This is a genomic window from Streptomyces sp. AC512_CC834 (genome assembly GCF_019049325.1).
Taxonomy (GTDB): Bacteria; Actinomycetota; Actinomycetes; order Streptomycetales; family Streptomycetaceae; genus Streptomyces.
In genome coordinates, this window is the sequence record NZ_JAGMUO010000024.1 from 1 (window position 1) to 12,473 (window position 12,473).

The following is a 12,473-nucleotide window of genomic DNA, read 5'->3' on the forward strand; positions in this document are numbered from 1 at the left end:
CCGCCCGCCCGCCCCGACATCCGCCCCGGTCCGGTCCGGTCCGACCGATTCCCCCAATGAGGTTGCACGGCCCATGAACTCCCGTCAGCGCCGCGGCATCATCCTGCTGATCCTGTCGGTCCTGTGCGCCCTCGGCGCCTTCGCCGGCGTGCTCGCCGTCATCAACGACGTGAAGTCCAAGGTCGGCCCCGAGGTCACCGCGTACCGGGTGAAATCCGACGTGAAGCCGTACACGTCGCTCGGCGCGACGCAGTTCGAGAAGATAGAGATGCCCGAGCGCTGGCTGTCGGAGAACGCGGTCACCGACCTCGACCAGATCCGCGGCAAGATCGCCGTGACGACCCTCGAGGCGGGCTCGCTCCTCCAGACCGACATGATCGTCGACACCCCCGCCCTGCGCCCCGGGCAGCAGGAGGTCGCCATCATGATCGACGCGGCGACCGGCGTCGCCGGCAAGATCACCCCCGGCTCCACCGTCAACGTGTACGCCACCTTCGAGGGACAGCGCGAGGGCGACCCCGACCAGTCCAGGATCATCGTGACCAACGCCGAGGTCATCGACGTAGGCGAACTCACCGCGCTCGAGCCCGACGAGAACAGCCGCGACCGCGAACCCACCGACGCCGTCCCCATCACCTTCGCCTTGTCCACCATCGACGCCCAGCGCATCACCTACGCCGAGTCGTTCGCCCGGCGCGTCCGGCTAGCGCTGGTGGCGCCCGGCGGCGACACCGCGGTCCCGGACAAGGACCGGACGTACGAACTCGCGAAGGACAAGTGAGAACCGTATGGCCACGAGGATCCTCCCGGCAGTCGGCGACGCGGACGCCGTACGGTCCCTCACGACGCTGCTCAGCCAGCTCCCGGACGCCGAACCTGTCGCCCCGGTCGTCGACTCCACCCAGCTCGTCGACACCCTCGCCCGGCTGGCCGCCGAGTCGGTCGACGAACTGCCCGAGGTCGTGATCGTCCACGAGCGCATAGGCCCGGTCCCCGCCCTGGAACTGATCCGCGATGTCGCCCTCCGCTTCCCGGCCGTCGGCGTCATCCTCGTCACCTCCGACCCCGGGCCCGGCCTCTTCCAGGCCGCCATGGACTACGGCGCCCGCGGCCTGGTCGCCCTCCCGCTCGGCTACGAGGAACTCGCCAGCCGTGTCCAGGCGGTGGCCCAGTGGTCGGTGGGCGTCCGCCGGCACCTCGGCAGCGCCGTCGACGTCTTCACCGGAGCCGGCGGCACCGTCGTCACCGTCAGCGGCGCGAAGGGCGGCGTGGGCGCCACCCTGACCGCCGTCCAACTCGCCCTGGCGGCCCAGGCGTCCGGCCGGTCCACGGCCCTGCTCGACATGGACCTGCAGACCGGCGACGTCGCCTCCTACCTGGACGTCCAGTTCCGCCGCTCCGTGGCCGACCTCGCCGCCATCACCGACATCTCCCCGCGCGTCCTGGCCGACGCCGTCTTCCGCCACGACAGCGGTCTTGCCCTGCTGCTCGCCCCCGGCGAGGGCGAACGCGGCGAGGAGGTCACCGACCGCGCCGCCCGCCAGATCATCGGTGCGCTGCGCACCCGGTACGAGGTCGTCGTCGTCGACTGCGGCGCCCAGCTCGGCGGGGCCGGCGCGGCCGCAGTGGAGATGGCCGACACCGCGCTCCTGGTCACCACCCCGGACGTGGTCGCCGTACGGGGCGCCAAGCGGGCGGTGCGGATGTGGGACCGGCTGCAGATCCGCAAGGCGGAGGAGACGACCGTGGTCGTCAACCGGCACACGCGGGGTACGGAGATCCAGCCGCCGCTGATCCAGAAGATCACCGGCACGGCGATCGCCGCCACCGCCGTCCCCGCCAACTTCAAGGAACTCCAGGGCGCCGTGGACGCCGGCCGCGTCCACGAACTGGACGGCAAGAGCACGGTGAAGCAGGCCCTTTGGGCCCTCGCGGGCGAACTGGGCCTGGCCGGCGCACCCGACGCCGACCGCAAGGGACACGGCCGCTTCCGCGGGGACCGGGGGGCGGGCGCCTTCCGACGCCGGAAGGACGGTGCGGGGTGAGCGGGTTACGCCGTCGGGGCCGGGGCCGGGGCCGGGGCCGGGGCCGGGACCAGGGCCGGGACAGCGGGCAGGTCACCATCGAGTTCCTCGGCATGACGCCGACGATCATCGTGACGCTGGTGGTGCTGTGGCAGCTCGTACTCGTGGGATACACGTACACGCTCGCGGGGAATGCTGCGGACGAGGCGGTACGGGCGGCGACGGCGGCCGAGCGGGGGGCGCGGCAGGGCGCCTGCCAGGAGGCGGGCCGGGACAAGCTGCCGGGCGCGTGGGAGGGAGGCGCCGGTGTGGACTGCGGCACCGCGGGCGGCTACGTCACCGCCGACGTGCGCATCGAGGTCCCCATCCTCTTCCCGGGCACGATCAGCTTCCCCTTCACCGTGCACGGACACGCGGGGGCCGTAGAGGAGGAGGACGACTGAGATGCCGTACTCCGCGAACGACCGCCGGGCCTACCGCCGGAGCGGCCACCGGGCCTACCGCTGGAGCGGCCGCCGGACGGACCGTTGGACGGACCGCCTGAGCGGCCACCGGACGGACCACAGGACGGACCACAGGACGGACCACAGGACGGACCACAGGACGGACCACAGGACGGACCGCCGGACGGACCGCCTGAGCGGCCGCCGGACAGACCGCGGCCAGGCGGCCATCGAGTACCTCGGCTTCCTCCCGATCCTGATCGTCGTCGGCATGGCCGTCGTACAGCTCGGCCTGATCGCGTACACCGCCCAGCAGGCCGGCACGGCGGCCAGGGCCGGGGCCCGCAGCGCCTCGCTGCGGGAGAGCGCCGGGGACGCGTGCGCGGCCGCCGTCAGCAGTTGGCTGGCGGACGGCACGAACTGCCCCCCGTCGTACTCCGGCGACGACGTGACGGTCACCGCCACCGTCGACATCCCCTCGATAGTCCCCGGTTGGGACTTCGGGGACGCCACCAGGACCGCCACCATGCCGCTGGACCACTGACCCCGACGGAGGAGCCGAGGACGCATGAGCCTGCGCGCACGCATCCACTCGCCCGAGGAGAACGGCGGCCGGGGCGAGGACGGACACCTGGTCGCCTCCTACCGGGCCAAACTCCTGGAGGAGATCGACCTCGCGGAGATGAGTTCGCTCGCGATGGCCGAACGCCGCGCCCGCCTGGAACGGGTCCTCGGCCACATCATCAGCCGCGAGGGCCCGGTCCTGTCGACCGTCGAACGCTCCCAGTTGATCCGCCGGGTCGTGGACGAGGCCCTCGGCCTAGGCATCCTGGAGCCGCTCCTCGAGGACGCCTCGATCACGGAGATCATGGTCAACGGTCCCGACGCGATCTTCGTCGAGCGCGGCGGCCGGGTCGAGCAGCTCCCGCTCCGCTTCGCCTCCCACGACCAACTGATGCAGACCATCGAGCGGATCGTCTCGACGGTCAACCGCCGCGTGGACGAGTCGAACCCGATGGTCGACGCCCGCCTTCCCTCCGGCGAGCGCGTCAACGTCATCATCCCGCCGCTCGCACTCACGGGCCCCACCCTCACCATCCGCCGCTTCCCGCGCTCCTTCACCCTCCAGGAGCTGATCGGCCTCGGCTCGCTCGACGAGAACATGCTCTACCTGCTCGCCGGCCTGGTGCAGGCCCGCTTCAACATCATCGTCTCGGGGGCGACGGGCACCGGCAAGACGACCCTCCTCAACGCCCTGTCCGGCCTGATCCCCGAATCCGACCGCATCATCACCATCGAGGACTCGGCGGAACTCCAGCTCCAGCAGGCGCACGTCATCCGCCTGGAGTCCCGCCCACCGAACGTCGAGGGCCAGGGCCGGGTGACGATCCGCGACCTGGTCCGCAACTCGCTGCGCATGCGTCCCGACCGCATCGTCGTCGGCGAGGTGCGAGGCGGAGAGTCCCTGGACATGCTCCAGGCCATGTCGACGGGCCACGACGGCTCGCTGGCCACCGTCCACGCCAACAGCGCGGAGGACGCCCTGATGCGTTTGCAGACCCTGGCCTCGATGTCGGACGTGGAGATCCCCTTCGTGGCCCTGCACGACCAGATCAACAGCTCCGTCGACGTCCTCGTCCAGCTCACGCGCTTCGCCGACGGCGCCCGCCGCATCACCGAGATCGCCCTGCTGGCCAGCCACGGGGGCGAGCCGTACCGCCTGGCCACCGTCGCCCGCTTCAACGCCCACCCGATGACCCCCGACGGCCGTATCCACGGCTCGTACGAGTACCACCCCCTCCCGCACCGCACCGCCGAACGCCTCTACATGGCGGGCCAGCCGATCCCGCAGGCCTTCCGAGTCGCCCACTCCCCGGACCAGCTCACGACCCGAGAGGCCAGGTAGGAACCGCCCGATGGAACTGGAATCGCTAGTCACGCTCACCACCGGCGTCACACTGCTGACCTGCGTCCTGGCGGTCATGGGCCTGCACTCCTACACCGCAGGAAAGGCCCAGCGCGCGGCCCTGGTCGAACGCCTCGCCGCGACGGGGCAGGCACCGATGCCCGGACGCCGACGCCGCTTCCCGGGGCTGGACCGCCGCCTGCGCCGCACCAAGCTCGGCAGGAAACTGGAACTGCGCCTGGCGGCGACCGGCCTGGACGTCACACCCGGCGAGTTCTTCGCCTACATGCTCGCCGTGGTGGCCGGCCTGTGGCTGATCGGCCAGGCAGCCCTGGCCCCCTTCTTCGGCCCCCTGGCCGGCCTGCTGGGCGTGGGCGTGGCCGTCCAGTTCCTCAACTGGCAACGCCAGAAACGCATCGAGAAGTTCATCAACCAACTCCCCGAACTCGCCCGCATCCTCGCCAACGCCACCCAGGCCGGTCTCGCCCTGCGCACCGCCATCGGCATGGCGGCGGAGGAACTGGAGGCCCCGGCCGGCGAGGAACTCGGCAAGGTGGCCGACCAACTGGCCATCGGCTCCTCGATGGACGACGCCCTCGGCGAACTCGCTGGCCGCCTCCCCTCCCGCGAACTGGTCGTCCTCGTCACCACCCTCGTCCTGTCCAGCCGCGCGGGCGGCCAGGTGGTCAGCGCGCTGCGCAACCTGACGGAGACCCTGGAGGAGCGCAAGGAGACCCGACGCGAGGTCCGCACCCAGCTCTCCCAGGTCAGCATGACGTCGTACGCCGTGCCCGTGCTCGGCGTCGGCTCGTTGTTCCTGATGAACGGGGTGAAGGACGGCGCCCTGGAACGCATGACGGGCTCCCCGGTCGGCCAGGCGGCGGTGATCACCGCCTTCGCGCTGTACGCCGTCGGCTTCGTCCTCATCCGCCGCCTGTCCCGCATCGACGTCTGAGGAGGGGGAAGAGCATGCCACTGGGACTGGAACTGGAACTGGGCCCGGAACTGGGCCCGGAACTGGGCCTGCCTCTCGCACTGCTCATGGGCCTGAGCGTCTGGGGGATCTTCGCCGGCGTCCGCATGTACCGGGCCGACGCCAAACTCCCCGACGACCTCGCCCTCGCCCTGGAGGTCGGGTCCACCCGCACCGGCGCGGTCGACTCCCTCATCGACCGCATGGGCATGCGCTACGCCCCCGCCGTACTGCGCCTGATGGGCCCGGCCCTGGTCGCCAGATACCGGCGCCGGATCGACCTGGCCGGCAACCCCGGCGGCCTGACCATCGACCGCTACGCCGCCCGCCGCGCGGTCTACGGCTTCCTGGGCGCCGTCGGCTTCCTGGTCTTCGCCCTGCGCGGCCAGTACCTGATGGCGCTCCTCCTGCTGTCCTTCGGCGCGTTCTGGACGGAGGTGGGCATCTGGTCGGCGATCCGCATCCGCAAGGACGTCATCGAGCGCACGCTCCCCGACTTCCTGGACGTCCTGGCGGTCGTGGTCAGCGCGGGCCTGGGCTTCCGCCAGGCACTGGACCGGGTGGCGACGCGCTACGAGGGCCCCTGGGCCGACGAACTCCGCATCACGCTCCGCCAGATGGACCTCGGCATGAGCCGCCGCGAGGCGTTCACGGAGCTGCGCCGGCGCAACGACTCCGAACAGGTGGCGATGTTCGTGACGGCCCTCCAACAGGGCGAGGAACTGGGCGCCCCCATCGTCGACACCCTCGTCTCCCTCGCCAAGGACATGCGCCGCACCGACGCCCAGAACGCCCGCCGCAAGGCCGCCCGCGCGGTCCCCAAGGCCACGATGATGATCACGACCTTCATGGTCCCGGCCACGATGATCCTCCTCGGCGCCGGCCTGATCCTGGGCTCCGGGACGGACTTCGGAACGATCACGGGCGAGTAGGGGAGGAGAACGGCATGTCGCTCACACAGTCGGGGAAAGGGGAGGACGTACATCACAAAGGTGCGACTGCACACGTATCAAGAACGTCAACAACCGCCAATCTACAGCTCAGTCGAGCTACTTTCACGCAATACCTTTCGCACTTGCAATCCGCTGTGGGACAGTCGTTGTCTGGTACTCCCGCCAGGTCGAGGTCCCAACCGAGCGCAAGGGAGGTGGAGATCGTGAACGACGCAATCCCGTCCGGCCTGACCATCCGGCAGATCCCCGCCGCCCACCCGTACGTCCCGCGCGAGGAACGCGGCTTCGACCACTCTGGAGGGGAACACCATGACCAACTGGCTGCACACCACCGCCGCATACCTGCACTCCCGCGCCGCCGCCCGCAACGACAAGGGCCAGACGGCCGTGGAGTACCTGGGGATCATCGCGGTGGTGGTGGCGATCGTGCTGGCGATCACGGGGACGGACATCGGGCAGACGATCTACAACGCGATCAAGGACAAGATCACCGAGGTCACCGGCGGTTGACGCCTGCACGCGGACGCAGCGACGCAGGGCAGGCATTCCCCATCTACATCACGGTGGTGGCCGGCCTGCTCTTTCTCGCGCTCGCGTACTTCGCGGTCGGCCAGGCCGCAGCGACTCGTAGCGATGCGCAGACGGCAGCCGATGCCGCCGCACTCGCAGCCGCTCTGGAAACCCGGGACCGCCTCGCGGACCAGTGGATCGAAAACGTCCTGGAACCGGATGCGTGGCAGGACATCTTCGACGGGAAAGCGCCGGTCCCCAGCGCGTGCTGGCGCGCTCAGCAGATGGCGGCACGCAACGACGCGAGCGCGGATTGCGCACCGGACGGGCTCCTGGGCTACACCGTCGTCGCCGAGACCAACGACACCGTCGGAGACAGCATCGTGCCCGGCACGGAGGAGCAGAAGGCGACGGAGACCGCGACCGCCGTCATCGAAGCCCGCTGCTCCCCCGAGCCGCCCGCCGACAATGCGGACGACGAAGCGCTGCCCAGCCTTTCCTGCGACGGTGACGAGGACTGGGACCTGAATCCGGACGACCTCTCGGACCTACCGAAACCCGAGGATCTCTTCGATGTCCATCTGGCCGATAGCTGACAAGCGAACGACGAGGACGAAGGAAGCGGAGTCATGAGCATTCGGTTCACAACAAGGGCCCGCGGGGGACTGGCCGCGTGGCCCGTTGCGATCGTGCTGGCCTTCGGCCTGGTGGGTTGTGGCGGCGGCGGAGGAGGTGGAGACGGCGACGACAAGCCGGAGGCGTCGGCGTCGGCTTCCAGGAGCAGCGAGGCCAAGCCGGACACCCAGGAGGGGGACACGACGGAGACACTGGCCGAGCTGAAGGGACCCAGCGGCCTGTTCCTCAAGGTCACCTCCGCAGAACGTGATGCCGGTGGCTTCATCACGGTCAGCGGCGAGCTGAAGAACGACGGCGGCGAGACCGTCAACGTTCCCGCCCAACTGAGCGGCAACGAGACCGAGATCATCCGGAACGGCAGCTCGCTCGGCGGTGCCACTCTGGTGGACTCCAAAGGCAAGAAGCGCTACTACGTACTGCGCGACACAGACGGTCGGCCACTCACGACCACCAATTTCCCAGCCCTGAAGGCAGGCGAGTCCCTCCCGGTCTTCATGCAATTCCCCGCGCCCCCCGCCGACGCGACCGAGGTGACGCTCCAACTGCCCATGTTCACCACCGGCACCATCAAGATCTCCGGGTGAGGCACGCCATGACCTCACCCCCACGCCTGGCAGCCGCCGTCAGCCTCCTGCTCGCCACCACCCTCTACGGCACCACCACGGCCGCCCACGCCGACGACGACCCCAACGACCCCCCGGGCACGGAGCCCTCCGCCTCCGCCCCCGTGGAGGTGGACCCCAACGACCCGGATCTCAAAATCCCCGACGGCGCCACGCTCGCGCAGGCCAAGGTCCTGGACATCAAGTCGGTCGTGGAAGAGCAGAGCGGCGACGAACGCCGCGAGGACACCAACACGAGCGTCACCCTCGCGCTCCAGGCCGAGGTGCTGTTCGGCAAGGACAGCGCGAAACTGGGCGCCGAGGCGAAGTCCCGCATCACAGGCATCGCCGACGAGATCAGGACCCAGAACGCCTCAAGGATCCGCGTCTTCGGCTTCACCGACAACCTGGGCTCCTCCGCCCACGGCGACGTGCTCTCCAAGAAGCGCGCCAACGCCGTACACGACGTCCTGTCCCAGTCCCTGAACGACGCCGGCATCACCTACGAGGTCCGCGGCTACGGCGAGCAGTACCCCATCGCCGACAACTCGACCGAAGCCGGCCGCAAGAAGAACCGCAGGGTCGAGATCACCTTCCCCCGCACGGAACCCTGACGAGCCGACGACGCCCAGCCCGAGCAATCACCAGAAGGAAGCGCATGCGCCGGTACTCACTGCCCGCCCTTGCGGCGCTCATGGCGCTGACGGCGGCAGCCTGCAGCACGTCACCGGATACGCCGGACACCGACGCGGCACCGTCCTCCCCACCGGAACGCCCCACCGCAACCGGCTCCGCCACGCAGCCCCCGCCCCCGGAGCACACTCGCAAGACCGAGCCGCCGGCCCCCTCGGCAGCGGACGGCCAGAACACCGACGCCTGCACCGACGGCAACTGTGAGATCACGGTGACGAAGCCCGTGACCATCCGCTTCCAGGGACCGGACGGCACCGCGGCAACGTTGTCCGTGACCGAGGTCGGCCCGGACAAGATCGAGTACGAGGTGAAGTCCGGCAACGGCCAGTCCAAGGGCGGCGCGAGCGGCCCCGGCCAGGGCTGCATCACCGTCCTCCGCTCCAACGGCAGCGGCAACTCCTGCGGAGGCCTGGCCGACACACGCCCCAGCGCCCAGCCCGACGCGGTGGTGATCCAGGCAACGACCGGCGCGAACGGCACGGCACGCCTCCACATCGTCTCGCCCTGAAGGCAGGCGCGGAAGCTACAGCAGGTGGTCGGCCTTCCCCGCCTTGATCTCGGCTATCAACGCCCGAAGCGCCTCCCGGCTGTCGGCAAGGTAGCGGCCCTCCTGCCCGGCCACCGCGATGTAGGCGCGGCCTTCGGAGCCGGTGCCGAGGCGGAAGCAGTTGTTGCCTTCCCCGCAGAACGGTTCTTCCCAGTCGATACCAGTCATTGGCCAGTCCTCAGCGTTCACGGGCAACGTGGTGAATGAGATCGCGTGAGCCCGCTGCAGACAGTGCAGCGGCGCCCAGCGAAGCGTGGATCCGGCCGACCGCGCGCAGGATCTCGTTCCGGTTCTTCGCTCGCTTGATCCATGCCGGCAGGCGTGCCACCAAGGTCATCCTCTGCCCGGTGTCGTACCAGGGCGCTCGTTCCCGCAGCGACCCCTGGACGAAGCGGCGGATCAGGTCGAGGTGCTCGAGGTTGTACGCCCACAGCCATCCGTGCCGGGTCTCCACCTGGAGCCACAGCGGCATGCCGAAGTACGGGTCCGTCGCGGGCTGTGCCGTGCCACGGGCGAGCGTGACAAGACGTCCGCCCCACGACCGTGCCAGCCCGCATCCACGGCAGACCAGGCGCCGCGGCCTGAACAGGGTCCTGCCTCCCCCGTGTTCGGAGTCGCCGGGTACTGGAATCACGCGTGCGACCTTCTCGCAACCGGGGCATCGCACCATGATCGAGCCGATGAAGTCGTACTCGGTGCTGCGCGGATCCCGGAACCGACCGGAGGGCAAGGCCATGCGGTGAGTATGCAACCAGGCCACCGCCGGGATCCACCAGACCTCAAGTCGTGGTGACGTCGATCAGAAGGTTCGCGCGTGCCGTCGAGAACAAGCGGGCCTGCTCGGAGAGCCGTTGCGAGGTCGCCTCGGTATCGACCAGCAACTGGTACACGTAGCCCGTCTTGCCCGCGACGAAGACCTCCAGGCGCTTGCGGGGTTCGCTCTGCTTCGCCCAGTGATAGTCGATCTCCAACCAGAGAGCCTCGCGGCCGTTCTGGCGCGTCTTATGCGTGGTGACCTCGATGTCGGCCATCGAGGATTCGGCGGTATCGCGGTACCAGGCGAGTTGCCCCGCGGAGGCCGCCTGAGCGGTCGATCCGTACGAGGTGTCCCGCTTGACGCTCAGGGCGTGTGCGCCGTTCGGCGAGTGCCAGGTGCTCTGCACCTCACTGGCGGGTGTCTCGCCCCATCCGTCCGGCAGGCCGAAGCAGACGGTCAGATCGGGCTCCTTGACCCGATGCCACTTCTTGGGCAGAGAGGACGAGCAGGACGCTTCGGCAGGGCGGGCCCCGTTGCTCCCGCCCGCTGGCTGCCGAGTCGGTGATGCCGATGAAGGCGGAGCTGAGGACGGAGACGGCCGTGAAGGAGAACGTGAGGACCGCGCCGAGGACGACGGTGAAGACGAAGGCGACGTGGGCGCGGCGGAAGTGGGGGAGGACTCGGAGTTCGCGACGCTCCGGCTGAGCGGCGAGGAACTTCCCACGAGAGGTATTCCGAAGAGTGCCAGGAGGAGCCCCGCGACAGCGGTGATCGCCGAGACCACGGCCGCCCACTCCCCGATCCTCCGCCGGCCCGGCGAACCGCCCCCGCCTGAGCCGCTCCCACCTGAACTGCTCAACTCCCCCGCCGAACCTCTCTGTTGTGAACCGGCTCATCACTGTCCGACACACTACTGGCCCTGTCCTTCGCTGAGGGTGCAGACCTTCTTGACGATCGGCGCACCGAGCTCGGCATCGACCGGCCGACTGCTCCCCACATCTCCCCGAGCCGCACTCCACGGCAAAGAGGACTGCACTCCCCGCTGACGACGGGGCCGTCAATCCGCGGCACAGTAAATAGGCGTGGACATGTCCGCCGCCGAAGACGTCGAACGCACCGGACAGAGGAGAAGCCAACGCGATGAGACCGGACGACACGGGGGAGCCCGAGGGCAGACGCCCCTGGGAACGTTCGACGGCCCGAAGCGGACCACCGACAGCGGGCCCTGGCGGCCCAGCGAGCCCTGGAGGACCGGGACACCACCGCACGGAGGACAGTGACGGCGCAGGGCACACCACGAGGAGCGTGCCGTCCATCATCGTAGTGATCCTCTTTGTCATATGGACGGTCTTCGCCGTGCAGTGGAAAGAGCAGGACTGCGCCCTCGTGCCGACCTCCTACGTCCTCGTGATCACTCACGGCGCCCCGAGCATCTTCGAGGGGTGCGGCGATGGTCACGGCATCGACGTCAGCGACTAGGACCGGCCCTTGCTCCGCCGGTTCTCCACGATCTCCACCCTCGTCCCCACCCGCACTCCCCACCCGTCCATCGCCCCGGCCTCCGCCTCCAGCACGTGCCGCGAACGCCACCGGGGCAGCCCCAGCCTGCCCGGCCGCATGGTGCGTACGGCGATGACCGTGAGGCGCCGGTCGAGGTAGGCGACGTCGATGGGCATGCGCATGCGGAAGGTGTGCACGCTGTTGGCGGGTGTCAGGAGCAGCATCCCGTCGACGGAATCCCGCCCCAACAGCCCCTTGGTACGAGCCCGGTACGACCCGGCGATCTCCAGCGGAACCCGCACGCTCCCGGCGTCGCCCGGCACCGCCACGATCAGCACACCCGGCCCGTTCCGCCAGCGCCGCCGTCCCATTTCGCCGCCTCCCCATGGCCCGCCGCCCCACCGCAGCCGAACGCATCCCGCCCACGCCACGCGAGCCCAAAGATATCCCTGGTAGCCGGGTTTCGCTGTGGCTGGAGAGGTGCATGCGAACTGGTGTTCCCATGCAGCTTCTGGATAGGTTTGCTGTGTTTGAGGAGATGCCGTCGCTGCTGCTGACCTTGCGGCTCCGGGGGAAGTGGGTGTCGGTCGACCTGCACGCCGTGGGAAGGGAACCGGGGGACTGTGAGCGATCTGACGGCTGACTACGAGGTGCTGAACCGGGTGAGGCACAACCTCGACCACATAGCGGAATTGATGAAGAAGCCGGGACGGGAGATGGAAGAGGTCACCGGCAGTTCCATGGGGGTACCCGAGCTTGCCCGGCGCATGGACGATTTCGGCGACGAGTGGTCGTACGGAATCAAACAACTCACGAAGTTCTCCGAGAAGGCTTCCAAGGCGTTGCTCACGGTCAAAGAGGCCTTCGAGAAACTAGACGACGAACTCGCCGCGGCCAACAAGAAGCAAGGCAAGGGAAGCGGTAAGTAG

At 69.4% G+C, this 12,473-nt stretch carries 18 protein-coding genes; 14 read left to right on the forward strand and 4 right to left on the reverse strand.

Annotation, left to right across the window (positions count from 1 at the left end; translation table 11 throughout):
* The first annotated feature begins 73 nt into the window (after positions 1-73).
* The 12 genes from cpaB to KUM40_RS08975 all read left to right on the forward strand — a co-directional run bounded on the left by cpaB (position 74) and on the right by KUM40_RS08975 (position 9,248).
* Positions 74-781 (forward strand): Flp pilus assembly protein CpaB, encoded by a 708-nt coding sequence (cpaB, locus tag KUM40_RS08925; RefSeq protein WP_217164783.1) that lies wholly within the window; start codon positions 74-76, stop codon positions 779-781.
* 7 nt (positions 782-788) lie between these two features.
* Positions 789-2,045 carry a P-loop NTPase gene (locus KUM40_RS08930; RefSeq protein ID WP_217164785.1) on the forward strand — a complete coding sequence of 419 codons (1,257 nt, stop codon included), beginning with the start codon at positions 789-791 and terminating at the stop codon, positions 2,043-2,045.
* 92 nt (positions 2,046-2,137) lie between these two features.
* Entirely contained in the window at positions 2,138-2,467 is a 330-nt protein-coding gene (locus tag KUM40_RS08935) for a pilus assembly protein (protein ID WP_254394829.1), read from the forward strand.
* 193 nt (positions 2,468-2,660) lie between these two features.
* Entirely contained in the window at positions 2,661-3,011 is a 351-nt protein-coding gene (locus KUM40_RS08940) for a TadE/TadG family type IV pilus assembly protein (RefSeq protein ID WP_217165110.1), read from the forward strand.
* Positions 3,012-3,035: 24 nt separating this feature from the next.
* Positions 3,036-4,373 (forward strand): CpaF family protein, encoded by a 1,338-nt coding sequence (locus KUM40_RS08945; protein WP_217164790.1) that lies wholly within the window; start codon positions 3,036-3,038, stop codon positions 4,371-4,373.
* 10 nt (positions 4,374-4,383) lie between these two features.
* Positions 4,384-5,328 (forward strand): type II secretion system F family protein, encoded by a 945-nt coding sequence (locus tag KUM40_RS08950; RefSeq protein WP_217164792.1) that lies wholly within the window; start codon positions 4,384-4,386, stop codon positions 5,326-5,328.
* A 14-nt stretch (positions 5,329-5,342) separates the two neighbouring features.
* Positions 5,343-6,278 carry a DUF5936 domain-containing protein gene (locus KUM40_RS08955; RefSeq protein ID WP_254394815.1) on the forward strand — a complete coding sequence of 312 codons (936 nt, stop codon included), beginning with the start codon at positions 5,343-5,345 and terminating at the stop codon, positions 6,276-6,278.
* A 330-nt stretch (positions 6,279-6,608) separates the two neighbouring features.
* Positions 6,609-6,809, forward strand: coding sequence for a Flp family type IVb pilin (locus KUM40_RS41155; RefSeq protein ID WP_254394816.1), 201 nt, complete (start codon positions 6,609-6,611; stop codon positions 6,807-6,809).
* A complete protein-coding gene (locus KUM40_RS41160; RefSeq protein ID WP_254394817.1) occupies positions 6,806-7,405 on the forward strand; it encodes a pilus assembly protein TadG-related protein in 600 nt (199 codons plus the stop codon). Before KUM40_RS41155 ends, KUM40_RS41160 begins: the two co-directional genes overlap by 4 nt.
* Positions 7,406-7,438: 33 nt before the next feature.
* The gene (locus tag KUM40_RS08965; protein ID WP_217164796.1) at positions 7,439-8,029 is read left to right on the forward strand and encodes a hypothetical protein; all 591 of its coding nucleotides are present in this window, start codon (positions 7,439-7,441) and stop codon (positions 8,027-8,029) included.
* 8 nt (positions 8,030-8,037) lie between these two features.
* A complete protein-coding gene (locus tag KUM40_RS08970) occupies positions 8,038-8,661 on the forward strand; it encodes an OmpA family protein (RefSeq protein ID WP_217164798.1) in 624 nt (207 codons plus the stop codon).
* Between the two features lie 44 nt (positions 8,662-8,705).
* Entirely contained in the window at positions 8,706-9,248 is a 543-nt protein-coding gene (locus KUM40_RS08975) for a hypothetical protein (RefSeq protein ID WP_217164800.1), read from the forward strand.
* Positions 9,249-9,263: 15 nt separating this feature from the next.
* Here the strand turns inward: KUM40_RS08975 and KUM40_RS08980 are convergent, their stop codons facing one another.
* From KUM40_RS08980 to KUM40_RS41165, 3 genes are read right to left on the reverse strand one after another with little or no spacing between them, the layout of a single operon-like run.
* Positions 9,264-9,455: a hypothetical protein gene (locus tag KUM40_RS08980; RefSeq protein ID WP_217164802.1), complete on the reverse strand. Its 192-nt coding sequence runs from the start codon at positions 9,453-9,455 to the stop codon at positions 9,264-9,266.
* Between the two features lie 10 nt (positions 9,456-9,465).
* Entirely contained in the window at positions 9,466-10,023 is a 558-nt protein-coding gene (locus KUM40_RS08985) for a hypothetical protein (RefSeq protein WP_217164804.1), read from the reverse strand.
* Positions 10,024-10,066: 43 nt separating this feature from the next.
* The gene (locus KUM40_RS41165) at positions 10,067-10,450 is read right to left on the reverse strand and encodes a hypothetical protein (protein ID WP_254394818.1); all 384 of its coding nucleotides are present in this window, start codon (positions 10,448-10,450) and stop codon (positions 10,067-10,069) included.
* Positions 10,451-11,349: 899 nt separating this feature from the next.
* Here KUM40_RS41165 and KUM40_RS08995 point away from each other — a divergent pair.
* A complete protein-coding gene (locus KUM40_RS08995; RefSeq protein ID WP_217164806.1) occupies positions 11,350-11,523 on the forward strand; it encodes a hypothetical protein in 174 nt (57 codons plus the stop codon).
* Here the strand turns inward: KUM40_RS08995 and KUM40_RS09000 are convergent.
* Positions 11,520-11,915 (reverse strand): DUF192 domain-containing protein, encoded by a 396-nt coding sequence (locus KUM40_RS09000; RefSeq protein WP_217164808.1) that lies wholly within the window; start codon positions 11,913-11,915, stop codon positions 11,520-11,522. The genes KUM40_RS08995 and KUM40_RS09000 overlap by 4 nt on opposite strands.
* Before the next feature lie 252 nt (positions 11,916-12,167).
* Between KUM40_RS09000 and KUM40_RS09005 the strand changes: the two genes are divergently transcribed.
* Complete coding sequence (locus KUM40_RS09005) at positions 12,168-12,473, forward strand: hypothetical protein (protein ID WP_217164809.1); 306 nt, start codon at positions 12,168-12,170, stop codon at positions 12,471-12,473.

Bases quoted from the DNA above. Each gene is read 5' to 3' on its own strand.
- KUM40_RS08980 (WP_217164802.1), bottom strand. From the start codon at position 9,455: ATGACTGGTATCGACTGGGAAGAACCGTTCTGCGGGGAAGGCAACAAC.
- KUM40_RS08935 (WP_254394829.1), top strand. From the start codon at position 2,138: ATGACGCCGACGATCATCGTGACGCTGGTGGTGCTGTGGCAGCTCGTA.
- KUM40_RS08975 (WP_217164800.1), top strand. From the start codon at position 8,706: ATGCGCCGGTACTCACTGCCCGCCCTTGCGGCGCTCATGGCGCTGACG.
- KUM40_RS08970 (WP_217164798.1), top strand. From the start codon at position 8,038: ATGACCTCACCCCCACGCCTGGCAGCCGCCGTCAGCCTCCTGCTCGCC.
- KUM40_RS08930 (WP_217164785.1), top strand. From the start codon at position 789: ATGGCCACGAGGATCCTCCCGGCAGTCGGCGACGCGGACGCCGTACGG.
- KUM40_RS08955 (WP_254394815.1), top strand. From the start codon at position 5,343: ATGCCACTGGGACTGGAACTGGAACTGGGCCCGGAACTGGGCCCGGAA.
- KUM40_RS08950 (WP_217164792.1), top strand. From the start codon at position 4,384: ATGGAACTGGAATCGCTAGTCACGCTCACCACCGGCGTCACACTGCTG.
- KUM40_RS08945 (WP_217164790.1), top strand. From the start codon at position 3,036: ATGAGCCTGCGCGCACGCATCCACTCGCCCGAGGAGAACGGCGGCCGG.
- KUM40_RS08985 (WP_217164804.1), bottom strand. From the start codon at position 10,023: ATGGCCTTGCCCTCCGGTCGGTTCCGGGATCCGCGCAGCACCGAGTAC.
- KUM40_RS09000 (WP_217164808.1), bottom strand. From the start codon at position 11,915: ATGGGACGGCGGCGCTGGCGGAACGGGCCGGGTGTGCTGATCGTGGCG.
- cpaB (WP_217164783.1), top strand. From the start codon at position 74: ATGAACTCCCGTCAGCGCCGCGGCATCATCCTGCTGATCCTGTCGGTC.
- KUM40_RS41155 (WP_254394816.1), top strand. From the start codon at position 6,609: ATGACCAACTGGCTGCACACCACCGCCGCATACCTGCACTCCCGCGCC.
- KUM40_RS08965 (WP_217164796.1), top strand. From the start codon at position 7,439: ATGAGCATTCGGTTCACAACAAGGGCCCGCGGGGGACTGGCCGCGTGG.